Annotated in this window: 22 protein-coding genes; 6 read left to right on the top strand and 16 right to left on the bottom strand. The window is 72.7% G+C overall.

What is annotated here, in order from left to right:
* Nucleotides 1–3 precede the first annotated feature (3 nt).
* On the top strand, nucleotides 4–636 hold the full coding sequence (locus KZ813_RS08955; protein WP_219754642.1) for a DedA family protein: 633 nt from the start codon (nucleotides 4–6) through the stop codon (nucleotides 634–636).
* A 4-nt stretch (nucleotides 637–640) separates the two neighbouring features.
* Here the strand turns inward: KZ813_RS08955 and KZ813_RS08960 are convergent, their stop codons facing one another.
* Nucleotides 641–1,237, bottom strand: coding sequence for a hypothetical protein (locus tag KZ813_RS08960; RefSeq protein WP_219754643.1), 597 nt, complete (start codon nucleotides 1,235–1,237; stop codon nucleotides 641–643).
* Between the two features lie 89 nt (nucleotides 1,238–1,326).
* The gene (locus tag KZ813_RS08965; RefSeq protein ID WP_219754644.1) at nucleotides 1,327–1,857 is read right to left on the bottom strand and encodes an adenine phosphoribosyltransferase; all 531 of its coding nucleotides are present in this window, start codon (nucleotides 1,855–1,857) and stop codon (nucleotides 1,327–1,329) included.
* Nucleotides 1,858–2,026: 169 nt separating this feature from the next.
* Here KZ813_RS08965 and KZ813_RS08970 point away from each other — a divergent pair, with 169 nt between their 5' ends.
* The 3 genes from KZ813_RS08970 (at nucleotide 2,027) to KZ813_RS08980 (ending at nucleotide 4,777) form a co-directional block, all read left to right on the top strand.
* Nucleotides 2,027–3,565: an amidase gene (locus tag KZ813_RS08970; protein WP_258046606.1), complete on the top strand. Its 1,539-nt coding sequence runs from the start codon at nucleotides 2,027–2,029 to the stop codon at nucleotides 3,563–3,565.
* Nucleotides 3,566–3,668: 103 nt separating this feature from the next.
* Nucleotides 3,669–4,070, top strand: coding sequence for a (R)-mandelonitrile lyase (locus tag KZ813_RS08975; RefSeq protein ID WP_219754646.1), 402 nt, complete (start codon nucleotides 3,669–3,671; stop codon nucleotides 4,068–4,070).
* Nucleotides 4,067–4,777 carry a RibD family protein gene (locus KZ813_RS08980; protein ID WP_219754647.1) on the top strand — a complete coding sequence of 237 codons (711 nt, stop codon included), beginning with the start codon at nucleotides 4,067–4,069 and terminating at the stop codon, nucleotides 4,775–4,777. Before KZ813_RS08975 ends, KZ813_RS08980 begins: the two co-directional genes overlap by 4 nt.
* Here the strand turns inward: KZ813_RS08980 and KZ813_RS08985 are convergent.
* The 10 genes from KZ813_RS08985 to KZ813_RS09030 form a co-directional block, all read right to left on the bottom strand.
* Nucleotides 4,762–5,463 (bottom strand): TadE/TadG family type IV pilus assembly protein, encoded by a 702-nt coding sequence (locus KZ813_RS08985; protein WP_219754648.1) that lies wholly within the window; start codon nucleotides 5,461–5,463, stop codon nucleotides 4,762–4,764. The genes KZ813_RS08980 and KZ813_RS08985 overlap by 16 nt on opposite strands.
* Nucleotides 5,454–5,999, bottom strand: a complete 546-nt coding sequence (locus KZ813_RS08990; RefSeq protein ID WP_308461841.1) for a TadE family protein — start codon at nucleotides 5,997–5,999, stop codon at nucleotides 5,454–5,456. Before KZ813_RS08990 ends, KZ813_RS08985 begins: the two co-directional genes overlap by 10 nt.
* Before the next feature lie 35 nt (nucleotides 6,000–6,034).
* Nucleotides 6,035–7,918, bottom strand: a complete 1,884-nt coding sequence (locus tag KZ813_RS08995; RefSeq protein ID WP_258046607.1) for a TadE/TadG family type IV pilus assembly protein — start codon at nucleotides 7,916–7,918, stop codon at nucleotides 6,035–6,037.
* A 182-nt stretch (nucleotides 7,919–8,100) separates the two neighbouring features.
* Complete coding sequence (locus tag KZ813_RS09000; protein ID WP_219754651.1) at nucleotides 8,101–8,337, bottom strand: DUF6894 family protein; 237 nt, start codon at nucleotides 8,335–8,337, stop codon at nucleotides 8,101–8,103.
* 84 nt (nucleotides 8,338–8,421) lie between these two features.
* A complete protein-coding gene (locus tag KZ813_RS09005) occupies nucleotides 8,422–9,165 on the bottom strand; it encodes a 3-keto-disaccharide hydrolase (RefSeq protein WP_219754652.1) in 744 nt (247 codons plus the stop codon).
* A 97-nt stretch (nucleotides 9,166–9,262) separates the two neighbouring features.
* Complete coding sequence (bla, locus tag KZ813_RS09010; RefSeq protein ID WP_219754653.1) at nucleotides 9,263–10,330, bottom strand: subclass B3 metallo-beta-lactamase; 1,068 nt, start codon at nucleotides 10,328–10,330, stop codon at nucleotides 9,263–9,265.
* Entirely contained in the window at nucleotides 10,327–11,880 is a 1,554-nt protein-coding gene (guaA, locus tag KZ813_RS09015; protein WP_219754654.1) for a glutamine-hydrolyzing GMP synthase, read from the bottom strand. Before guaA ends, bla begins: the two co-directional genes overlap by 4 nt.
* Before the next feature lie 169 nt (nucleotides 11,881–12,049).
* Nucleotides 12,050–12,571, bottom strand: a complete 522-nt coding sequence (locus tag KZ813_RS09020) for a DUF1697 domain-containing protein (protein ID WP_219754655.1) — start codon at nucleotides 12,569–12,571, stop codon at nucleotides 12,050–12,052.
* Nucleotides 12,568–12,957 (bottom strand): VOC family protein, encoded by a 390-nt coding sequence (locus KZ813_RS09025; RefSeq protein WP_219754656.1) that lies wholly within the window; start codon nucleotides 12,955–12,957, stop codon nucleotides 12,568–12,570. The genes KZ813_RS09020 and KZ813_RS09025 overlap by 4 nt, the downstream gene beginning before the upstream one ends.
* A 70-nt stretch (nucleotides 12,958–13,027) precedes the next feature.
* On the bottom strand, nucleotides 13,028–13,798 hold the full coding sequence (locus tag KZ813_RS09030; RefSeq protein WP_219754657.1) for an SIMPL domain-containing protein: 771 nt from the start codon (nucleotides 13,796–13,798) through the stop codon (nucleotides 13,028–13,030).
* Between the two features lie 116 nt (nucleotides 13,799–13,914).
* Between KZ813_RS09030 and KZ813_RS09035 the strand changes: the two genes are divergently transcribed.
* Both KZ813_RS09035 and KZ813_RS09040 read left to right on the top strand, forming a co-directional pair.
* Entirely contained in the window at nucleotides 13,915–15,666 is a 1,752-nt protein-coding gene (locus KZ813_RS09035) for a methyl-accepting chemotaxis protein (RefSeq protein WP_219754658.1), read from the top strand.
* A gap of 70 nt (nucleotides 15,667–15,736) precedes the next feature.
* A complete protein-coding gene (locus KZ813_RS09040) occupies nucleotides 15,737–18,340 on the top strand; it encodes an AMP-binding protein (RefSeq protein ID WP_219754659.1) in 2,604 nt (867 codons plus the stop codon).
* A gap of 30 nt (nucleotides 18,341–18,370) precedes the next feature.
* On the opposite strand, the gene KZ813_RS09045 is transcribed toward KZ813_RS09040, so the two are convergent.
* The 4 genes from KZ813_RS09045 to KZ813_RS09060 all read right to left on the bottom strand — a co-directional run bounded on the left by KZ813_RS09045 (nucleotide 18,371) and on the right by KZ813_RS09060 (nucleotide 22,869).
* Nucleotides 18,371–19,168 (bottom strand): SDR family NAD(P)-dependent oxidoreductase, encoded by a 798-nt coding sequence (locus KZ813_RS09045; protein ID WP_219754660.1) that lies wholly within the window; start codon nucleotides 19,166–19,168, stop codon nucleotides 18,371–18,373.
* Between the two features lie 17 nt (nucleotides 19,169–19,185).
* Entirely contained in the window at nucleotides 19,186–20,244 is a 1,059-nt protein-coding gene (locus KZ813_RS09050; RefSeq protein WP_219754661.1) for a phosphotransferase family protein, read from the bottom strand.
* Complete coding sequence (locus tag KZ813_RS09055) at nucleotides 20,241–21,326, bottom strand: Zn-dependent alcohol dehydrogenase (protein ID WP_219754662.1); 1,086 nt, start codon at nucleotides 21,324–21,326, stop codon at nucleotides 20,241–20,243. The genes KZ813_RS09050 and KZ813_RS09055 overlap by 4 nt, the downstream gene beginning before the upstream one ends.
* Before the next feature lie 256 nt (nucleotides 21,327–21,582).
* A complete protein-coding gene (locus KZ813_RS09060; RefSeq protein ID WP_219754663.1) occupies nucleotides 21,583–22,869 on the bottom strand; it encodes an acyl-CoA dehydrogenase family protein in 1,287 nt (428 codons plus the stop codon).
* Between the last annotated feature and the right edge of the window lie 121 nt (nucleotides 22,870–22,990).

A 22,990-nucleotide genomic window follows, 5' to 3' on the forward strand; every position in this document is an offset into this window, starting at 1 on the left:
ATCATGGTCGAGAAGATCCTTGCCGCGCTCGCCGGCTTCGCCATCGCCGTGATCTCCCGCGGCGGTTATCTCGGCATCGCGCTGCTGATGGCGATCGAGAGCGCGTGCATCCCGCTGCCGTCCGAGATCATCATGCCGTTCGCGGGCTATCTCGTCTCCACCGGCGAGCTGAACCTGTTCCTCGCCGCGACCGCGGGGGCGATCGGGTGCAACATCGGTTCGGTCGTCGCCTATGAGATCGGGCGACGTGGCGGTCGGCCGATGGCGGAGAAGTTCGGCCGCTACGTGCTCGTCGGCCCGGGCGAGCTCGACCTCGCCGATCGCTTCTTCAACCGCTGGGGCGGCTGGGCGATCCTGATCGGGCGCATGCTGCCCGTGGTCCGCACCTTCATCGCCTTCCCCGCCGGGGTCGCGCGGATGAAGCTGATCCCCTTCCACCTCTACACCTTCCTGGGCTCCTGGCCGTTCTGCCTGTTACTCGCCTGGATCGGCATGACGCTGGGCGACAAGTGGAACAGCGACCCGCGGCTGAAGGCGTTCTTCCACCGCGCCGACGCGGCGATCGGCGTGGTGCTGGTCGCGGCGATCGCCTTCTACGTCTGGCACCGGGTGCGCGGCCTGAAGAAGCACAACTGAGCCGTCAGCGCGGGCGCTCCCCGCGCCGGGGCCCCGGCCCGCGCTCTCCCGCCCCACGGCCGGGGCGCGGCGTGCGATAGCCCTCCGCCCGGTTCTCGCGCCGCAGCTCGCGATACTCGCGCCGCACATCGCCGCGATATTCCTGCCGCGCGTCGCTTCGCCCCTGGCGGAACTGGTCGCGCGTGATCGTGCCGCTTCGATAGGCGTCGCGGTTGGTGCGCAGGTCGCCGCGATAGTCGCGCCGCTCGCGCCCGACGTCGCGGCGAAAGTCGCGCCAATTGTCGCGCACGTCGCGATCGTGGTAACCGTAGCGGCGCTGCTGCCAGTAGCGCTGCTGGTTGCCGTTCCACCGGTACGGGCGGCGATACTGATCGTAGACGTAGACGCCGGTGCCGGGATAATAGAAGCCGTCGTTCCAGCCGTAATAGCTCGGCGCATAGCCGTAGCCGCCGTAGCCATAGCTGCCGTACGGCTCGTCGTAATAGCCGCCACTGCCGACGCCGAAGCCGACCCCGCTATAGCCATAGCCGGTCGAGCAGGCAGAGGTCATGGCCGCCAGCCCGCCGAGCAGGCCAGCGGCGACGATGTGGGTCCATCTCATCGGAACACTCCATACACCGGAGGAAGCGGCGAATACGCGCCGCCGGTGCGATGCCAACGGCGCGGGCCCGGCGCGAGTTCCAGTGCGGCTCAGTGGCTCTCGAACGCCACCAGCGCGCTCACCGCGAGGCCCTCGGCGCGCAGCCGCTCGGCGCCGCCCAGCTCGGGCAGGTCGACGAGGAACTGCGCCTGGCGCACCGCGGCGCCGGCCTTGCGCAGCAGCCGCACCGCGGCGCGCGCGGTGCCGCCGGTGGCGATCAGGTCGTCGACCAACAGCACGCGCGCGCCGGGCGCGCAGGCGTCGGCGTGGATCGCGATGCGGTCGCTGCCATACTCGAGCGCATAGTCCTCGGCGATGGTCGCGCCGGGCAGCTTGCCGTCCTTGCGGATCAGCAGCACGCCGGCGCGCAGCGGCACCGCCAGCGCGGCGGCGAAGAGGAAGCCGCGCGCCTCGATCCCCGCGACCAGGTCGACCGGCCCCTCGGTCGCCGCCACCATCCGCTCGACGCAGGCCGCGAGGCCGGCGGCATCGAGCAGCAGCGTGGTGATGTCGCGGAACTGGATGCCGGGCTTGGGAAAGTCGGGGATGGTGCGGATCAGGGCCCGAAGGTCGTCGTTCATGCGCGGCTCCGCTGCGGGAGATGGGGACGCGCCGGGGCGCGGTCGTCGGGGTACCTAGCCGCTGGGGAGCGGAAGTCCATCTCGCCCGATCGCGGGAGCGCTTGCCCTGATGGCCGCGAACGCGCCAGGATGTCGGCGAACGGGTGAGGGGCAGCTGATGCGCGCGACGATGACGGCGATGGTTCTCGCCTCGGCCATGCTGGCATGGCCGGCGACCGCGGCGCCGAAGGTGGAGGAAGTGTCGCTCGAACAGCTCGGCGCGCAGCTCGCCGCCGGGCGGACCAGCAGCGTCGCGCTCACCCGCGCCTATCTCGCGCGGATCGCCGAGATCGACCGCACGGGCCCGACGCTGCGCAGCGTGATCGCGCTCAACCCCGACGCGCTCGCCCAGGCGCGCGCGCTGGACGCCGAGCGCGCCGCCGGCCGCGTCCGCGGGCCGCTCCACGGCGTGCCGATCCTGATCAAGGACAATATCGAGACCGCCGACCCGATCGCCACCACCGCGGGCAGCCTCGCGCTCGCGCGCAACGTGACGCGCCGCGACGCGCCGATGGTGGCGCGGCTGCGCGCCGCGGGGGCGGTGATCCTCGGCAAGACCAACCTGTCCGAATGGGCCAACATCCGCTCGACCCGCTCGATGAGCGGCTGGAGCGCGGCTGGCGGGCTGGTGCGCAATCCCTATGCGCTCGATCGCACCGCCTGCGGCTCGTCCTCGGGCTCGGGTGCCGCGGTCGCGGCCAGCCTCGCCGCCGCGGCGGTGGGCACCGAGACGGACGGCTCGGTCACCTGCCCTTCCTCCGCCAACGGCGTGGTCGGGCTCAAGCCGACGCTGGGGCTGGTCAGTGCCGAGCGGGTGGTGCCGATCAGCCACAGCCAGGACACGCCCGGCCCGATGGCGCGGAGCGTGCGCGATGCCGCGCTGCTGCTCGGCGCGATGACGGGTGGCGCCACCGATTATGCCGCCGCGCTCTCCACCAGCGCGCTGAGCGGCGCGCGCGTCGCGGTGATCCGCTCACCCGAGCTGCGCCCCGCGCTCGCCGCGCGCTACGACGCCGCGCTGGCGGTGCTGCGCGCGGCGGGCGCCGAGCTGGTCGAGGTCACGCCGCCCAAGCTCGATGGGCTCGGCGAGGCCGAGCTGCTGGTGCTCAAGACCGAGCTCAAGGCCGATCTCAACGCCTATCTCGCCACCACCCCCGCGGGGGTGACGACGCGCACGCTCGCCGACGTGATCGCCTTCGACCGCGCGCACGCCGACGCCGAGATGCCCTATTTCGGCCAGGAGCTGTTCGAGGCCGCCGAGCAGACCAAGGGACTCGACGACCCCGCCTATCGCGCCGCGCGCGCGACCTCGCTGCGGCTGGCCGGCGCGCAGGGGATCGACGCGATGCTGCGCCAGGCGCGCGCCACGCTGCTGGTGGAGCCGAGCTACGACGCCGCCTGGCCGAGCGACCGAGTCTATGGCGACCAATATGGCGGCCCGTCGGCGTCGCAGCTGCCCGCGATCGCGGGCTACCCGCATCTCACCGTGCCGATGGGCCTGGCCGACGGGCTGCCGGTCGGGCTCTCCTTCATCGCCACGCGCGGCGGCGACCAGGCGGTGCTCGGCGCGGGCTATGCCTATGAGCAGCGCGCGAACGCGCGAGTGGCGCCGCGCTACCTCGCGCAGGCGGGCGTGAACGCCGCGGCGGACGCCGGCGCGGCGCGCTGACGCACGCGGCTCATCGCCGCGCGGTGAGCCGCTCATCGTGGGATGACGGAGACGGTGCGCGCGCGCGGCGTTGTGCGCGCATCATCCTCGCGGAGACCATCCCATGAAGATCACACGCAGCGGCGCCATCGCCTCATCGCGCGGCCCGGCGGACTATTTCACCGGCACCGTTCGGCTCGACATGCCCTTCGAGGGGAGCGGCGGGCTCGCGGGCACCACCGTCACCTTCGAGCCCGGCGCGCGCACCAACTGGCACACGCACCCGCTCGGCCAGACGCTGCTCGTCACGTCCGGCCGCGGCCGGGTGCAACGCGACGGCGGCGCGATCGAGGAGGTGCGCCCGGGCGACATCGTCTATTTCGCGCCCGACGAGCGCCACTGGCACGGCGCCGCGCCCGACACCGCGATGACGCACGTCGCCATCGCCGAGAAGAAGGATGGCAGCGCGGTCACCTGGCTCGAGCCGGTCGGCGACGCCGACTATCGCGGCGAGGCGGCGGCATGACCCGCCCCCGCCTCACCTGCCTGATGGCGGGCTCGCTCGACGGCCGCCTCCACCCGAGCCGCTGGACCGAGAGCCCCGACGGCACCGCCGCCGACTGGACCGGCGCCTATGAGGCGATCCACGACCGCCATGACGCCGACGGCTGGATCGTCGGCCGCGTCACCATGGCGGAGATGGCGAAGGGCGAGCCGCACCCGCCCGCCGGCGCGGGCGCGCCGCCGCGCCCGCTCCACGTCGCGCGCGACCGCGGACCCTATGCGATCGCGCTCGACCGCGGCGGCAAGCTCCACTTCACCGCCGGCGAGCTGCACGGTGACCATGTGATCGTGCTGCTCGGCGCCGACGTGCCCGACCGACACCTGGCCGAACTGGTCGGCGACGGCGTGTCGTACGTCGTCGTGGACGAGCGCGACGGCGAGCTCGACCTGGCCGCCGCGCTCGACATGGTGGGCGAGCGGTTCGGCGCGCGCCACCTGCTGCTCGAGGGCGGCGGCGGGGTGAACGGCAGCTTCCTCGCCGCCGGGCTGGTCGACCACTTCGAGCTCGTGCTCGCACCCGCGCTCGACGGCGGCGACAGCCGCGCGATCGTCGCGGGCGATGCCGGGCTCAAGGGCAAGGTACGACTGGAGTTCCTCGGCGTGGACCAGCTCGACCACGGCGCGCTCCACCTGCGCTACGCGGTCACGCCGGTTCAGGACGCGGTGTAGCGGTCGCAGGTGTAGCGCTGCGCCGCCGGCGCGGGATTGTAGATCTGGTCGAAGGTGCGCCGGTCGCGCACGATGAACGAGGCGGTATAGCGCATCTGCTGCACCCCCGCGCTCAGCCAGCGGCTGCTGATGATCGGGTTGTAGAGGTAGTTGACCTCGACGAACATCACCCCGGTGCCCGGCGGCGCGGTGACCTGCGCGCCGGGATTGCCCATGCCCGTCACCACCGTACCGGCATAGCCGCTGCCGCTCTGCGTGCCGGCGTCGGTCGGCGTGGTGCCGTAGTGCGAGTCGTTGGCCGCGCCACCCTGCGTGCCGAGGCAGCGCTGCCAGTGGATATATTGCTTGCCGTTGTTCTCCTCCAGCGAGGAGACGATGATCCGGCCGCGCGTGGTAAGCCCCAGCTTGGCGCCCTGGAGCCGCGCCGCGGTCAGCACGTCGTTGATGTCGACCTCGCGCAGCTGGGTCGAGTTGTCGCTCTGCATGCTGCCGACGCGCGACGCGTTGTCGGCGAGGTTGAGCGCCATCTGGCTCACCTGGAGCGAGGTCAGCGCCAGGTTGCTCGTCTCGATGCCATAGCAGCCGAGCGTCAGCACGACGGGCAGCGTGAGCGCGAACTCGATCATCGACACGCCCGAGCGGTCGCGCCGCAGCCGTGCGGCGAGCGGGGCGAGGCTCAGGTGCATATCGACTTCACCACGGTGTTGGTCTGCGTCTTGTACGGCTGGTTCTTGAGCAGGGTACTGGCCGACAGCGACTGCACCTTGGGCCAGCCGAGCAGCGCCGCCATCGGGAAGATGCGGTTGTAGGTCAGCGTCACGGTATAGTTGGTGACGTCGTTGGCACCGCCCTGCCCGCCGACGCCGGGATCGGCGTCCCACACGCCGTTGCCGTTGACGTCGTCGAAACACTCGCCGGCGTCGCGCACGCCGTTCCTGTTCTGATCGTCGAACGCCTCGGGCTTGACCAGCGAGAAGCTGGCGTAGCTCTTGCGCGCGGTGGTGATCGTCATGCCGCCGCCGAGCGACGCCAGCATCGTGCGCACCTTGGCGTCGATCGCGCCCTGGTCGGCGGCGTTGTTCTCCAGCGCGCTGTCGCGGCCCGCCTTGACCACCGCGCCCTCCAGCACGGAGCGGACGTAGACGCCGTACATGAGGTCGAAGAGCCCGAGCACGACCATGAACAGCACGGGCGCCAGCAGCGCGAACTCGATCGTGCTCACGCCGCGCCGGTCGCGGCCGAGGCGCGCGCGCGCGCTCACTGGTCGATCCGCAGCATCGCCACCTGCTTGGCGATCTTCTGGAAGATCGCGGTCAGCCCGCTGCCGGTGGTGGTGTACAGCGCCTGCGAGCTGTTGCGCGCGCATTGCGTGAGCTGGTCGCTCGAGCTGGTGTCGATCGCGACGGTCCAGACGTCGATGCCGAGCTGGCGCGCGCGGCCGCACTCGTAGAGGAAGCGCGCGTTGTGATAGTTGGTGAGATTGCCGGTGTCGCCGTTGCTGACGCGGCGGTCGAGGCTCTCCACGCCATAGAGGCCGTACAACGAGGCGTTCGGCGACATGTCCCCGTCGGTGAGGAAGACGATCACCTTACGCGGCGCGGGCTGGCCGGTGCGGCCGGTATTGTCCGCGGCGAAGATGCCGGCGGAGCTGAGCAGCCGCGTTCCCCAGATCATGCCCGTATCGTGATACGTGCCACCGAGCGGTTTGAAGTCGGGCGCATCGACGTAATTGGCGATCTCCGAGGTCGTCATCGCCGACAGGCGATGGATCGGCTTGCCGCAGGAATAATAGCCGAGCTGCCGCCGACTGGCGCCACCGAGGTTGTTATGATCCTCGCCGTTGCCGGTCTCCCCGTTGAAGTTCGTCCGGTTATACTCGACGTCGGCCCACATCGGCCGCCACCGGGTCTTCACATCGCTGGTAGGGATCAGCTCCGGCGTGAGATCATAGGAGTCGGAGGTGAAGTCGGTCGTGCCCGCCTGGGTATAGCGCTCCTCGATACAACCGTCCCAGATGGAGGTCGCGCCGGTGATCTTGCTCGGATCCGGGACCGACACGCCCGTGAGGAACTTGGAGATGTCCAGCTCCTTTTTCGCGTAATCATAGGTCGGCACCATGTTGCGGGTGACGTTGCCGTAGCATCTGCCACTGCTCCACAGCTGGCCGCCGGAGTAGGTCGCGGTGGCGGTGGTGTTGAAGGTGCCGGCGGTGCCGTAGGAGCGCGTGCCCATCACCGTCGTACAGTCGGTCTGCGACTTCGAGTTGGGGCTGCCGGTCGCGCTCTCCTGCGCCTCGCCGCCGTTGAACGAGCGAGTCTGATAGGACCACGTCTTGTCCGACGTCGTACCGCCCAGCAGATAGGCAGGAGACACCTGATAGATCGCCTTGCCGGCGTTGATCGTCGAGGTGTAGGTGACGAAGCCGTAGCGCACGCGCGTGCTGCTATCCACCGACGAGGCGATCACCGCGGCGAAGTCCTTGACCGCCTGGCGCAGCGCCTTGATGCGCGAGCCGTTGCCGGCGGTGGTCTCTGGCACGGCGTAGCTCGTCGAGCCGAGATAGCCCTGCATCGCGTCCGGATCGCTGCTCGGACGCGTATACGGTTGAGCCGGGTTGGCGCTGGTGTAGCTGTTGCACTGCGCGTCCGTGTCCTCCGGGCGGCACGCCATCGAGCCGGTCGTGTCGAGCACGAACACGATGTCGGTATCGGCGATGTCGTAGCGCGCCTTGCACGTCACGGTGAGGTTCGACGCCGCCATCGCGAACATCTTCATCACCGTCATCGGCACCTGCACCGTCGCGGTACCCGCCACCTGCTGGTCGCTCGTCTTGACCGGGGTGAAGGTCGGGTTGGTCGCGCCGAAATAGCCCGCACCGAAATTGTTGGTGAAGAAGGTCTTCGCCTGCGCGGTCGCGGTGGCGTCAAGCGACGCGCTGCCGTCGCTCGCCATGAACCGCCGCCCCGCCAGCACGCCCGCGTCGCACGCCTGCTGCAGCCGCGACTTGACGACGTACATGCGCGATACGTCCAGCGCCGAACCCGCGAGCGCCGCGAGCGGGATCATCGCCACCGCCATCATCGCCGCGACGTTCGCGCCGCGATCGCGCGCCAGACGGGTCAACCAGGAGAAGTTCGTCATGCGCATGCGACCGCGTCGGGGCCCGACGCGTCGCTGGCGCGCGCGGCGAGCGGGGAAAGCCGATCGCCCCTCCCCGTTCGCGGAGATATCGGCGACATGAGGTCCACGACCCCGTCGCTCACTTCTAAGTCACTCGTACTTAAGGATTCGTTCGCGCGACCGTATACGTCGCCCGCGCCGCCTCACTCGTCGGGCGCGCCGCGCACGCCCACGGTGGCGACGATCACGTTGAGCAAGGGGCGACGGCTCGCATCCTCCACCGTCACGCGCCAATGCCCTTCCTCGGCATAGCCGGGGTGCTCGGAGAGATAGCCGCCGAGCTGGCGCACCGCCTCGCTGCGCGCCTCCGCCACATCGTCGCACTCGATCCCGGTCGCGTCCCGCTCGCGGCCGGCGAACTGAAAATAAAACAGAGCCATGCCGCTCAGAAGCCCGGGGGAAGGCGATCGTTCCGGGTGGTGCGCCGGGGCAGCGCCGCGCGCGGCCACTGCCCCGGCGCCGGATCAGCGCGCCGCGCCGATCCGCCGCACCTTGATGTTGCGATAGGCGACGGGCTCGCCGTGGTCCTGCAGCGCGATCACGCCGCTGGTGAAGGTGCCGTACAGCGGCATCTTGGCGAACTTGGACTTGGCCACGCGCGCCTTCCACGCGGCGTCGCCGTAGGACACGTCGGCGGTGGGCACGCCGTTGAGCCACTGGCGGATGCGGCCGGGCTCGACCAGCAGGCGCGCGTGGTTCCAGCTGCCCGCCGGGCGCGACACGCCCGCCGGCGGCACGGTGATGTCGTAGAGCGAGCCGGCGCGGTGCGACGGGATCTTGCCGTCGGGATGCCCCTGGTCGTCGAGCACCTGCATCTCCAACCCGGTCTCGTAGCTCTGGTTGGTGCCGGGCACGTTGCGGGAGAGATAGATCACGCCGCTGTTGCCGCCCTTCTCCACCTTCCAGTCGAGCGTCAGCTCGAACGGACCGTACATCTCGGCGGTGGCGAGGTCGGCGCCGCTCATGTGACCGCCCGCGGCGGTGAGCTCGATCGCGCCGTCGCGTACCACCCAGGACGGCGTCGGCGCACCGCCCTTGAACGAACGCCAGCCGGTGAGATCGCGGCCGTTGAACAGCAAGGTCCAGCCGGCGGCGCGTTCCTTGGCGCTGAGCGTGTTGGTCGCGGCCGCGCCGCGCTGCGCCAGCCCGGGCGTCGCGGCCAGCGTCAGCGCGAGCGCGGCCATGCCGGCCTTCGTCAGATTTCGCATCGTGTCTCTCCTTCTCGTCCGCGCCGCCCGATCGTCGGCCGGCGCCGGTGCGACCCGCGCGCACTCAAGCCCATGCGCCGCGCCGGCGCAACGCTGCTCAGGGCGTCCGCCCGCGCAGCGTCTGCTCGAGATCGCCTCGCGCCGCGCGTGCCATGTCACCGAGCAGCCGCGGCGCGACCAGTGTACCCGAGCGCGCCCGCGCGAACACGTCCGCCGCTTCCGGGTGCATCGGCAGCACGACGTCGGCGCGCAGCCGCTCCATCCGGTCGAAGGTGGCGCGATAGTCGCGCACGATCGAGGGGTAGCGGCGGTTGTTGATCAGTCGGTTGCCCGCGACGGTCATGCTGCCGGCGAACACCACCTCGCGGGGGCGCCCGTGATCCACCACGCGAATCACCCAGCTGGTGCAGCCGGGCGTGTGGCCGGCGGTCGCCACCGCGCGCAGCGTGACGTCGCCCAGCGTGACGCGCTCGCCGTCCTTCACGGCAGCGACGCGCGCGACCGGGGCGAAGCGCCGGACGCCGTAGTTGGTCTCGCCCGGCGGCACCCCGGCGCGCAGCGCGGCGACGTCGCCGCGGCCCGCGAGCACGCGCGCGCCGGTGTCGCGCCGCATCCGCTCGAGCCCGCCGACATGGTCGTAATGCGCGTGGCTGACCAGGATGAGCTTGACGTCGCTGAGCCGCACCCCGAGCGAGCGGATGTTGCGCTCGATCGCGGGGACGTTCTGCGCCATCGTCGCGTCGACCAGGATGGCGCCGGCGCTGGTGCGGATGAGATAGGCGCCGAGCCCGCGCGTGCCGACATAGGTGATCGGCCCGATCAGCCGCAGCGGGGGGCGCGGCCGGGTCCACGCGGGGGGATCGTCGCTCGCGGCGGCGAGCGGCGCGGCGGGGAGCGCGAGCGCGGCCGCGGCGAGAGGAAGCGCGATCCGGATCGCGGGCGCTCTCCTCGTCGATCTCCGCTGCCAGTCGCGCGAGACGCCCGCGGACTCCTGCGCCCGCGGGAGCCCGCGCGCGTCCTGCGACTGGCCCGGGGCTCCGGCATTCGTCGGAGCACGATCCACCTCGAGCGGGCCGGCCCCGAGTGCGCCGATCCCCGCGCGGCGGCGCGCGCCGCCGAATGACGCGGGCGGGCAGCCCCCGGCCGCTCGCTCGTCCCGCGTCATTCCCACTCGATCGTCCCCGGCGGCTTGGAGGTGTAATCGTAGGTCACCCGGTTGATGCCCTTCACCTCGTTGATGATCCGCGTCGCCACGCGCGGCAGGAAATCGCCCGGGAACTGGAACGCCTGCGCCGTCATGCCGTCGGTCGAGGTCACCGCGCGCAGCGCCAGCACCGAATCGTACGTCCGCCCGTCTCCCATCACGCCGACAGAGCGCACCGGCAGCAGCACCGCGAACGCCTGCCAGATCGTGTCGTACAGCCCCGCCGCGCGGATCTCCTCGAGGTAGATCGCGTCGGCCTTGCGCAGGATGTCGCAGCGCTCCTTGCTCACCTCGCCCGGGATGCGGATCGCCAGGCCCGGCCCCGGGAACGGATGGCGGCCGACGAAGGCGTCGGGCAGGCCCAGCTCGCGGCCCAGCGCGCGCACCTCGTCCTTGAACAGCTCGCGCAGCGGCTCGACCAGCCTCATGTTCATCCGCTCGGGCAGGCCACCGACATTGTGGTGGCTCTTGATCGTCACCGACGGGCCGCCGGTGAAGCTCACGCTCTCGATCACGTCGGGGTAGAGCGTGCCCTGCGCGAGGAACTCGGCGCCGCCGATCTTGCGCGCCTCGTCCTCGAACACGTCGATGAAGGTCTTGCCGATGAACTTGCGCTTGGCCTCGGGATCGGTGACCCCCGCCAGCCCGCCGAGGAACAGCGTCTCCGCGTTCACGTGCACCAGCGGGATGTTGTAATGGTTGCGGAAGAGCCCGACGACCTGATCCGCCTCGCCGGCGCGCAGGAGGCCGTGGTCGACGAAGACGCAGGTGAGCTGGTCGCCGATCGCCTCGTGGATCAGCACCGCCGCGACCGCCGAGTCGACCCCGCCCGACAGGCCGCAGATCACCCGCCCCGCGCCCACCTGCGCGCGAATCTCGGCGATCTTGGTGGCGCGGAACTCGGCCATCGACCAGTCGCCCGCCAGCCCGCAGACGTGGCGCGCGAAATTGGCGATCAGCTTGCCGCCGTCCGGCGTGTGGACCACCTCGGGGTGGAACTGCATCCCGTAGTAGCGGCGCTGCTCGTCGGCGGTGAGCGCGAAGGGCGCGCCCCTCGACGAGGCGACCGGCGCGAAGCCCGGCGCCAGCGCCGCGACGTGATCGCCGTGGCTCATCCACACCTGGTGCCGCTCGCCCGCCTGCCACAGCCCGTCGAACAGCCCGCAGGCGGCGTCGACCTCGACATAGGCCTCGCCGAACTCGCCCGAATTGCCCTTCTCGACGCGGCCGCCGAGCTGGGTGTTCATCACCTGCTGGCCGTAGCAGATGCCGAGCACGGGCACGCCCGAGTCGAACACCGACTGCGGCGCGCGCGGGCTGCCCTCGTCGACCACCGAGGCCGGGCCGCCCGACAGGATCACGCCGCGCGGCCGCATCCGCTCGAACGCCGCGGCGGCGGACTGGAACGGCGCGATCTCGCTGTAGACCCCCGCCTCGCGCACGCGGCGCGCGATCAACTGGGTCACCTGGCTGCCGAAATCGACGATGAGGATGCTGTCGGGATGCTCCATGGCGGGCCTGTAGCGGCTGCGCCCCGGGCTTGGAAGGGGCGCGAATGTTGCGAATGTTGAGTCCCTGGCGGGGTTCGCGTCCGCCGATGGCGCGCCTGTCGAGTCGACCGGAGCGCGCCCGGGCCGGCGCGCGGCGGGGGTCTCACGACGCGTGGCGCCGCGTTCCGCGTCACTCGGCGGCCGCCTGCGCCGCCATCGCCACCAGCTTGGCCACGGTGTTGACGTTGCGCGCGGTCCCTCCCGCCGCGGCCGGCAGCCTGAGCCGCGACCGCCCCATGCCGGCGCCGTAGGCGACATGGATCTCGCGCTCGCCGAGCGCGAGGCGCTCGCCGTCCGGCGCCACCGCGCGCTCGATCGTGTCGGCCGGCGGCGCGGCGTCGAGGAAGATGATCACGGTGGTCGACGGGGGCGCGTCGGCGAAGGGCGACGCGCGGAGCGCCGCCGCCAGCTCGGCCGCAGTGCGCACCGCGACACCTACCTCCCGCCCCATGGCGTCGTGCAGCGCCGCCTCCAGCCGCCGCTTCACCGCCGCCGCGTCGAGCGCGCTGGTGAAGACCACGTTGCCGCTGGCGATATAGGTCCGCACCGCGGCGAAGCCCGCCGCCTCGCACAGCCGCCGCAGTTCGGCCATCGCCAGCGCGCCGCTGCCGCCGACGTTCACCGCCCGCAGCAGCGCGACATAGGCGGTCATCCCCGGCTCACCGCGCACAATTTGTTGCCGTCGGGATCGCGGACATAGGCCAGCACCGCGCGGCCGACGCTGGTCTGGCGCGGCCCGGGCGCGTCCTCGATCGAGGTGCCGCCGTGCGCGACCGCGACGTCGTGGAAGCGCTGCACCTGCTCGGCCGAGTCGCAGCGGAAGGCCACCGTGCTGCCGTTGCCCACGGTCGCCGCCGCGCCGTCGATCGGCTGGCTCACCCCGAACATGGTGCCGTCGTGGCGATAGAACAGGCGCTCATGCCCGCTCGGCGCGACGTCGCGCCGCGCCGGGGGAGCGCCGAGCACGCCGAGCACCGCGTCGTAGAAGCGCGCCGATCGCGCGAGGTCGTTCGATCCGACCATGACATGGTTGAGCATTCTCTTCTCTCCGTCGCCCCGTCGCCGGCAGGATCTGCCAGATCGAGTGCGGGTAGGACAGCGCGTCCGATCAGCCCGCTATCGCGTAGGTGACGTAGACCTGGGCACGCGTCTCGATCGGTGCCGGCCGGGTGTCGAGCGTCACCGTCGAGACCGCGGGGGGCGCGGGCGGCGGCGGTGGCGGCGGCACCGCGGCGCGCTGCATCGCCCCGTACATCACCTGGTCGTAGCTCGCCTGGTCGCGCACCGACGTGATCGGCCCGAGCCGCACCCCCGCCCCGCCGGCCAGCGCCGAGGCGCGCCGACGCGCGTCCTCGAACGCCGCCGCGTTGGCGCGCGCCTGCGCCGCCTGCGGGTCGGTCAGCAGGAAGCCGGTGACGCGCGCGTCGCTCGCGCCGAGCCGGGCGGCCAGCGCGGCGGCGGTGGCGGCCTTGTCGACGGCCGGGGTGCGGACGCTCGTCTGCATCGTCGCGATATAGCCGACCACCGCGCAGTCGCCGCTGCTCAGCCGCGGCTGGCTGCCATAGCCTCGCTGGTCGGTGCAGCCCGCGCCGCGCGCCTCGATCACGATCACCTCGCTCGTGCTGATCTCCGCGCCTGCGCCGAGGAAACCCGCGACGCCGTCGCCCACCGCGCGCTGCTTGTCCGCGATGGCGCGCGTCGCGGCCTCGGGCGTCGCCCCCTCGCCCCGTAGATAGGCGACGAGCAGCGCGATCCCGGGCGGGGTCCGCACCGCCGCGGTGCCGGTGACCTGGATCGTGCGCTCCGCCGGCACGTCCGCGAGCGCGGGCGGTGCGGCGATCATCACGGGTAAAGCGAGCAGCGCGCGGATCGGCCTCATGGATCATCCTCCCTCGTCCGCGCGCAGCATCGCCGCCGCGCCGCCTGCTGACAAGCCGGCGAGATCGCGCCGGGACTGTCACACGCGGTTAAGAACCGCGGGTTAGCGCGCCGCTCGTGCCGAGACAGCTTCTTACCTTGTGGTCCCGCAGCATCGTCGCGCGGATGATGGTGCCCGTCGCGCTGATGCTGTGCCTGGTGTGCCTGCTCGGGCTGGTCACCGCGGTGTCGCAGGCGCGGCTCGGCGCGGCGCGCGCCGCGGTCGCGCGCGGGCAGGACCTGCGCGTCGATCTGATCGAGGCGCGCTCGCTCAGCCGCTCGCTGCAGCGCGACGCGCTCAACCTGCTGCTCGAACATGACCCCGCCGAGCTGACGGTCATCCACGCCAAGCTGCGCGGGCGGTCGCGCGCCCTCTCGCTGCTGCTCGGCCGGATCACCGCCGAACTGGCGCCGCGTGCCACCCCCGCCGATCGCGATTACGCGCGCACGCAGGCGAGCGTGGTCGCGCTGCTCGGCGACATCGCCGCCCGCGCCGACCGCGGCGAACGCGCCGCCGCGCTCGAGGCGTTCCGCCACCGCCTGCGCCCCGCCGAGCGCCGCGCCTCCGCGATCGCCGACCGACTGATCGACGCGCAGGCGGCGGCGCTGCACGCGCAGGTGGCGCGCGCCCGGACGCTCGAGCGCGACGCCACGCTGGCAGTGGCATTGGCGAGCGTCCTGCTGTTCCTGTTCGCGGCCTGGGCCACGCTGGCGGTGATCCGGCGCTCGGTGGTGCGGCCGTTGTTCGACATCGAGCGCGCGATGGAACGGATCGCGGGCGGCGACACCGAGGCGCGCGCGCCGCACCGCGACCGCGCCGACGAGATCGGGCGGATGGCGCGCGCGATCGAGGTCTTCCGCCTGTCGGCGCGCGAGCGCGAGCGACTGGAGGCCGAGAAGGCCGCGGCGGGCGCCGCCGACATCCGCCGCCAGCTCGCCGAGGAGCAGGCGCGCCGCGCGGCCGAGCGGCTCGAGGCCGAGCGCGACCAGCGGCTCGGCCGCGCCGCCGAGACGCTGGAGCGCGAGGTCGCCGACGCGCTGGCGCGGCTGCGCGGCGCCGCGCGCCAGCTGGCCACCACCTCGGCCGACCTCAACGGCCAGTCGACCGCGGCGACGCGCGAGCTCGACGCGGTCGACGCCGCGGTGGCGCGCGCCGCCGCGGGCGCCACCGACATCGCCGCGGCGACCGACCAGTTCATGGCGGCGCTGAGCGACTGTAGCGCGAGCACACGCTCGTCCGCCGCGCTCGGCGCCGCCGCGGCGCGCCAGGTGGAGGTGCTCGCCGCGCGCATGGCGCAGGTGCAGGAGGACGCCGCGCGCGTCGGCGCCGTGGTCGAGCTGGTCGGCGAGATCGCGCGCAAGACCAACCTGCTCGCGCTCAACGCCAGCATCGAGGCGGCGCGCGCCGGCGCGGTGGGCCAGGGTTTCGCGGTGGTCGCGGGCGAGGTGAAGGCGCTGGCCGGGCAGACCGCCCACGCGACCGACGGCATCGCCGAGCAGGTCGCGGGCATGCAGCAGGCGGCGCGCGACGCGGGTGACAGCCTGGCGGAGATCGGCGGCACGATCGCGGCGATCGCGCGCGGCTCGACCGAGCTGGCCGGCGGCATGGGCGAGCAGGCCGGCAGCGGCCGCATCATCAACCGCAACGTCACCGGCGCGGCGCAGGACCTCGACCTGATCGGCACGCGCGCCTCGCAGGTGGCGCGCGCCGCCGGGGCCGTCGACGGGCTGGCGCGCCAGGTGCAGGGCGACGCCAGCCTGGTGGAGCATAGCGCGGCGGTGATCGACGGCGCGCTGTCCTCCTTCTTCGCGCGCCTGCACGAGGCCTGAGCGCGCAAAGAGTCGCGCCGCCGCCACGCCCCCCGCCCGCGGCGCGCTACAAGTCGCGCGTGGGGGAACGATGACCTTCTGGCACGACCTGGAGCGGCACGCCGGCCGCGTCGCCTTCGTCACCGAGGACGGCGTGGCGCTCGACTATGCCGCGCTGGCCCGTCGCGCCGACGCGACCTTCGACCTGCCGCGCGGCACACCGGTGCTGCTCGCGCTCGACAACGAGCTCGCCGCGATGATCGCCTATCTCGGCGCGCTGCGGCGCGGCCTCCCCGCCATCCTCACCGCCGCCGGGCAGACCACCGCCGATCGCGAGCGCGCCGACCGGCTGGCCGCCGCCTTCCGCCCGGCCGCGCGCTGGTCCCCGACGCGCGGGGTGGAGAGGCTGCGCGACGCGGCCGACGCGCCGGCGACCCACCCCGAGCTCGCGCTGCTGCTGTCGACCTCGGGCTCGACCGGCGCGACCAAGCTGGTGCGGCTGTCTGGCAGGGCCGTCGACGCCAACGCGCGCGCGATCGCCGCCAGCCTCGCGCTGACCGCCGACGAGCGCGCGATCACGACGCTGCCGCCGAGCTACGCCTACGGGCTGTCGGTGATCCACTCGCATCTGGCGGTGGGGGCGACGACGATCCTCTACGCCGGCACGGTGATCGACCCGCGCTTCCGCGCCGCGATCGAGCGCCACGGCGCGACCTCGTTCGGCGGGGTGCCGCACAGCTATGAGCTGCTGGAGCGCGCCGGCTTCCTCGACTCGCTGCCCGCGACGCTGCGCACGCTGACCCAGGCCGGCGGCCGGCTCGCGCCCGAGCTGACCGCCGCGATCGCGACCCGCGCGAACGCGGCGGGCAAGCGCTTCGTGGTGATGTACGGCCAGACCGAGGCGGTGGCGCGGATCGCCGCGCTGGAGGTGGACCCCGATCGCGTCGTCCCCGGCGGCATCGGTCACGCGATCCCGGGCGGCGCGCTCGCGCTGGTCGACCCCGACAGTGGCGCGCCCGCGATGCGCGCGGGCGAGCTGGTCTATACCGGGCCGAACGTGATGATGGGCTATGCCGAGGCCGCGGAGGACCTCGCGCGCGGCCACGAGCTGGCCGCGCTGCGCACCGGCGACCTCGCCGAGCGCCTGCCCGACGGCGGCTATCGCGTGACCGGGCGCCTCGGCCGCTTCATCAAGCCATTCGGGCTGCGCGTGGCGCTCGACTCGGTCGAGCAGCGGCTCGCCGCCGCGGGCGTGCCGGCGGTGGCCGCGGGCGACGACTCGCTGCTGGTGGTGGGGGTGCTGGCGGAGAGCGATACCGCCGCCGCGGAGCGGTTCGTCGCCGGCTCGATCGGCCTGCCGGCGAGCCACCGCGCGGTGCTCGCGCTCGACGCGGTGCCGCGGCACGCCTCGGGCAAGGTCGACTATCCCGCGCTGCTCGCCGCGGGGCGCGCGGCGCGTTCCGCCGCGGACACCGCCCCCGCGGGCGTGCTGCGCGCCGCGCTCGCCGAGGCGCTCGGCCGCGAGCGGGTCGAGGACGAGGACACGTTCCGCTCGCTCGCGGGCGACTCGCTGAGCTACATCCGCGCCAGCCTCGCGGTGGAGGAGGTGCTCGGCACGCTGCCCGACCGCTGGGAGGACCTGACGGTGGCGCAGCTCGAGGCGCGCGCGCGCGCGCCGGCACCGCGCCCCGAACCCGGCTTCCGCTGGGTCGCGACCGACGTGCTGCTGCGCCCCGCGGCGATCGCGCTGGTGGTGGCGAGCCACGTGCTCGGCGACCCCGCCAACCGCGCGATCAAGGGCGGCGCGCTCGCGCTGATGATCCTCGCCGGCTACGGCCTGGCGCGCTTCCAGTCGCGGCGGCTGCTCGGCGCGGCGCGCTGGGGCGTGGTCCGCGACTATCTGCTGCGCGTGGTCGCGCCCTATCTCGCGATCCTGCTGGTCTATCGCGCGCTCACCCCCAACCGCTTCGGCTGGGAGACGCTGCTGCTGCTCGGCAACCTGGTCCACGATCCCGGCGTGCGGACGATGGCGCAGTTCTGGTTCATCCCGGCGCTGTTCCACTGCACGCTGGCACTGCTGCTGCTGCTGGCGATCCCGCCGGTGCGGCGCCGCGCCGAGCGATCGGGCTGGGAGGTCGGCTTCCCGCTGCTGTCGCTGGCGTTCGCGGTGAAGGTCGCCGGGCTGGCGCTGCGCGGCGCCGTCCCGGCGGACGATTTCAGCACCGACGCCTGGGCCTATGCGATCGCGCTCGGCTGGCTGGCGAGCTACGCCGAGACCGGGGCGCAGCGCTGCACCGTGATCCTGGTCACCGCGCTGGTGTCCGCGCTCGACTGGGGCGCGGCGGACTCGCACGCGCTGATCGCGGTCGCGCTCGTCGCCGCGCTGGTCCTCGCGCCGCGGGTGCTGCTGCGGCACGAGGCCGCCGCGCTGCTGGGCTATCTCGCGCGCAGCAGCTTCTTCGCCTATCTGACGCAGGGGCTGACGATCCACCTGCTGCGCGATCGGCTCGGGATCACCGCTCTGGCGCCCAACCTGGTCGCGGCGCTGGCGGTCGGCGCGCTGGCCTATGCCGCATGGGCGTGGCTGACGCGGCGGCTGAGCCGCGGCGCGGCCTGGGCACGCACGGTACGCGGCCGACCGCGCGCGTCGCGGCACGCCGCTTCTCCACGCCGCGCGCTGGAACCCTCGCGCTGACGGCCGCGCCGCGATCGGGCGGCGGTCACCTCACACCGCGGTCTTGCCATAGTCCTGCCGCGTCACCGGGTGGCTCGACGACAGACCGCCGTCCACCACGATCGCCTGGCCGTTGACGTAGCTGGCCTCGTCGCTGGCGAGGAACAGGGCGACGCGCGCCAGCTCCTCGGGCTGCGCGCCGCGGCGCAGCGGGTTGAGCCGGCCGAGCCGGTCGAGCTTGCCCGCGTCGCGCGCATAGTCGAAGGTCGGCCGCGTCATCCCCGTCTCGGTCAGCCCGGGGCAGATCGCGTTGACCCGCACGTCGCTGCCGCTGAGCTGCTGCGCCGCCACCTGGGCGAGGTTGATCACCCCCGCCTTGCTCGCCGAATAGGCCGGCGAGCCCGCGCCAGAGCGCAGCCCCGCGACGCTCGCGGTGAGCACGATCGCGCCGCCCCCGCGCGCGGCGATCAGCGGCGCGGCGTGCTTGATGGCGAGGAACGGGCCGATCAGGTTGACGCGCAGCACCTCGGTGATGAGCGCCACGTCGGTGTCGAACAGGTTGGCGAGCCCGCCCGAGATGCCGGCGTTGGCGAACATCACGTCCAACCCGTCGTGCCGCTCCGCCGCCAGCGCGACCAGCCGCGCGACATCGTCCTCCTCGCCGGCGTCGCCGCGGAACGCCACCGCGGTGCCACCCGCCTCGGCGATCGCGGCGACGGTCGCATCCGCGCCCGCGCTGACGTCGGCGGCGACGACCCGACCGCCCTCCCGCGCGAACAGCAGCGCGGCGGCGCGGCCGATGCCCGATCCAGCGCCGGTGACGACGATCGACTTGCCCGCGAACCGCATCGCTCCCCCCTGACCGCTCACGCCCCGGCGCGCTCGGCGAACTGCCAGGCCGCGCCGACCAGCAGCGGCAGCCGCGCCGCGGTCTCCTGCGCGCGCGCGTTGGCGGCGGTGCCGACCAGCACGCGCTTGCGAATCCCCTGGACGATGCTGGCGAGCCGGAAGAGGTTGAAGGCGAAGTACCAGTCGATCGCGATCGGCTCGGCGCGCCCGGTTCGCGCGGCGTAGCGCTCGAGCATCTCCTCCAGCGTGGGGATGCCCGTGGCCGCGCCGGTCAGCCCCATGACGCCCGAGCGCCCCTCGGGCTCGGTGACCCAGCTCATCAGATAATAGGTCAGATCGGCGACCGGGTCGCCCAGCGTCGACAGCTCCCAGTCGAGCACCGCCGCGACGCGCGCCTCCTCGCCGGGCGCGAAGCGCATGTTGTCGACTCGATAGTCGCCGTGGACGATCGCGGTGCGGGTCTGCGGCGGCACGGTGCGCGGCAGCCACTCGATCAGCCGCTCCATCTCGGGCAGCGTCTCGGTCTCGGCGCCGCGATATTGTTTGGTCCAGCGCGCGACCTGCCGCTCGAAGTAATTGCCCGGCCGGCCATAGTCGCCGAGCCCGATCGCGCCGGGATTGACGGTGTGGAGATCGGCCAGCGTGTCGATCATCGCGTGATAATGCGCCCGGCGCGACGCGGGGGAGAGCTCGGGCATGGCGCCGTCCCAGATCGTCCGCCCCTCCACCATCTCCATGACGTAGAAGGCCGAGCCGATCACCGCCGCGTCGTCGCACAGGGCGTAGGGACGCGGCACCGGGAAGCCGGTGGGGTGGAGCGCGGCGATGACGCGATACTCGCGCTCGACCTGGTGCGCCGAGGGGAGCAGTTCCCCCATCGGCTTGCGCCGCAGCACGTAGCGCCGCGCCGGCGTGTCGAGCCGGTAGGTCGGGTTCGACTGGCCGCCCGCGAACTTGGCATAGTCGAGTGGCCCCGCGTAGCCGGGCACGTGCTCGGTCAGCCACCCGCTCAGCCGCGCGGTATCGAGCCGGTCGCGCTCGGCGAGCTCGCGCTGGAGCGACGGGTCGTCGCTCACGCGAAGACGATCACGCTGCGAGTCGAGTCGCCGCGGCGCAGCTCGTCGAAGGCGTGGTTGATCCGCTCGAGCGGCAGCCGCTCGGCGATCAGCGTGTCGAGGTCGAGCAACCCGCGCCGGTAGAAGTCGACCAGCCGCGGCACGTCGATCGGGAAGCGATTCGAGCCCATCAGCCCGCCCTGGAGCTTCTTGCCCGAGAGCAGGTCCAACGCGGAGAGGCCGACCGACTCCGCCGGCGGGAGCATGCCGAGGATCGTCGCGGTGCCGCCGCGGCGCAGCACCGCCACCGCGGTCGCGGCCGACTGCGGGCGGCCGACCGCCTCGATCGCGTGGTGGACGCCGCCGCGCGTCGCCTCCACCACCGCCGCGGCGACGCCCTCGGCGGCACTGTCGAACGTGTCGGTCGCGCCGAGCCGCTCGGCGAGCGCGCGCTTCTCGGGCACGGGGTCGAGCGCGACGATGCGCCCCGCCCCCGCGATCCGCGCGGCGTTGACCGCGGCGAGCCCGATCCCGCCGCAGCCGACCACGCACACCGTCTCGCCCGGCGCGACGTCGGCGGTGTTGAACACCGCCCCCGCGCCGGTCGTCACCGCGCAGCCGATCAGCGCGGCGCGGTCGAGCGGCATGTCGCGGTCGATCGCGACGCAGGCGTGCTCGTGCACCAGCATCTGCTCGGCGTAGGCGGAGAGGTTGAGCATCTGTGCCACCGCGCCGCCGTCGGCGAGGCGCAGCCGCGGCTCGGCGCCGCGCGGCCGCCGCGTCTCGCCGCTGACGCAGAGCGACATCCGCCCGCTGAGACAGAACTCGCAGTGGCCGCAGAAGGCGGAGAGGCAGGTGACGACATGGTCGCCGGGCCTGACGGTGCGCACCTCGCTGCCGACCGCCTCGACCACGCCGGCGGCCTCGTGGCCGGGGATGGCCGGAAGCGTGTGCGGGTAGAGGCCGTCGACGAAGTGCAGGTCGGAGCGGCACACGCCTACCGCGGCGGTGCGGATCAGCACCTCGTGCGCGAGCGGCTTGCTCACGGTGACGTCGGCGATCGCGAGCGGCGCGCGCGCGGCGGTGAGGACGGCGGCTCTCATGTGTGGGCCAGCTGGAACGCTTGCGGGCCGTCAGCGCCCTCCCCTGGCGTCATCCCGAACTCGTTTCGGGATTCACGGCGCCACGTACTCAGACGACGCAGTACCGGCGGAAGGATGGATCCTGAAACAAGTTCAGGATGACGCCACTGGGGGAAGGTGGCGCACCTTCCCACCCCGGGTGAACGCGGGACAGTGGATCCTCGAACAGGTTCAGGTCGAGGCCGAAACAGGCAGGACGAGAAAGCCCCCATCCCCCTCACCGGCTCGCCCCGACGTCGCCGCTCGACGGTGCTGCGCGCCCGCCGGCGTCGCCATACTTCCCGAACTCGTGCCGCGCGATGGCGCGGCAGTGGACCTCGTCCGGCCCGTCGGCGAAGCGCAGCGTGCGCATCGACGCCCAGGCGTGCGCCAGCCCGGCGTCCTCGGCCACGCCGGCGCCGCCGAACGCCTGGATCGCGTCGTCGAGGATCTGCAACGCCATGGTCGGCGCCTGCACCTTGATCATCGCGATCTCCTGCTGCGCCGCCTTGTTCCCCGCCTTGTCCATCATGTCGGCGGCCTTCAGGCAGAGCAGCCGCGTCATCTCCACGTCGATCCGCGCGCGCGCGATCCTCTGCTCCCACACGCTGTGATCGGCGATGCGCTTGCCGAAGGCGACGCGGGAGAGCAGCCGCCGCGCCATCTTCTCGATCGCCACCTCGGCGACCCCGATCGTGCGCATGCAATGGTGGATCCGTCCCGGCCCGAGCCGCCCCTGCGCGATCTCGAAGCCGCGCCCCTCGCCCAGCAGCACGTTCTCCACCGGCACGCGCACGTCGGTGAAGCTCACCTCGCCGTGGCCGTGCGGCGCGTGGTCATAGCCGTAGACCGAGAGCAGCCGCTCCACCTTCACGCCCGGCGTGTCGAGCGGCACCAGCACCTGGCTCTGCTGCTGGTGGCGCGAGCCCTCGAGGCTGGTCTTGCCCATCAGGATGCCGATCCGGCAGCGCGGGTCGCCGACGCCCGAGGACCACCATTTGCGCCCGTTGATCACATAGTGATCGCCGTCGCGCTCGATCCGCGTCTCGATGTTGGTCGCGTCGGACGAGGCCACCGCGGGCTCGGTCATCAGGAAGACCGAGCGGATCTCGCCCTCCATCAGCGGGCGCAGCCACGCCTCCTTCTGCGCGCGCGTGCCGTAGCGGTGGAGCACCTCCATGTTGCCGGTGTCGGGGGCGGAGCAGTTGAAACACTCGCTGGCCCAGCCGATCCGGCCCATCTCCTCGGCGCACAGCGCATATTCGAGGTTGGTCAGCTGCGTGCCCTCGAACGCGAACGTGTCGTCGACGTGCTGCTGCCCCGAGTGCGGCGGCATGAAGAAGTTCCACAATCCGTCGGCCTTCGCCTCGCGCTTGACCTCCTCGATCACGGGCACGACCTTCCAGCGCTCGCCGCTCGCCAGCTGTCGCTCATACTCATGGTCGCGCGGTGCGATGTGGCGCGCGATGAAGGCGCGGACGCGGTCGCGGAAATAGGTCTCGCGCTCGCTCAGCGTGAAGTCCATCGCCACCCTCTCCTCATCGGTCGCGACCCGGCTTAGGCCATACCGCGTATTCGGTAAAGCGCGGTTCGTCGCGCCCCCGCAGCTTCGATCCGGGCAGATCGAAAAGGGACTGTATCTTCGA

The sequence above is a fragment of the Sphingomonas folli genome (genome assembly GCF_019429525.1).
Taxonomy (GTDB): domain Bacteria; phylum Pseudomonadota; class Alphaproteobacteria; order Sphingomonadales; family Sphingomonadaceae; genus Sphingomonas; species Sphingomonas folii.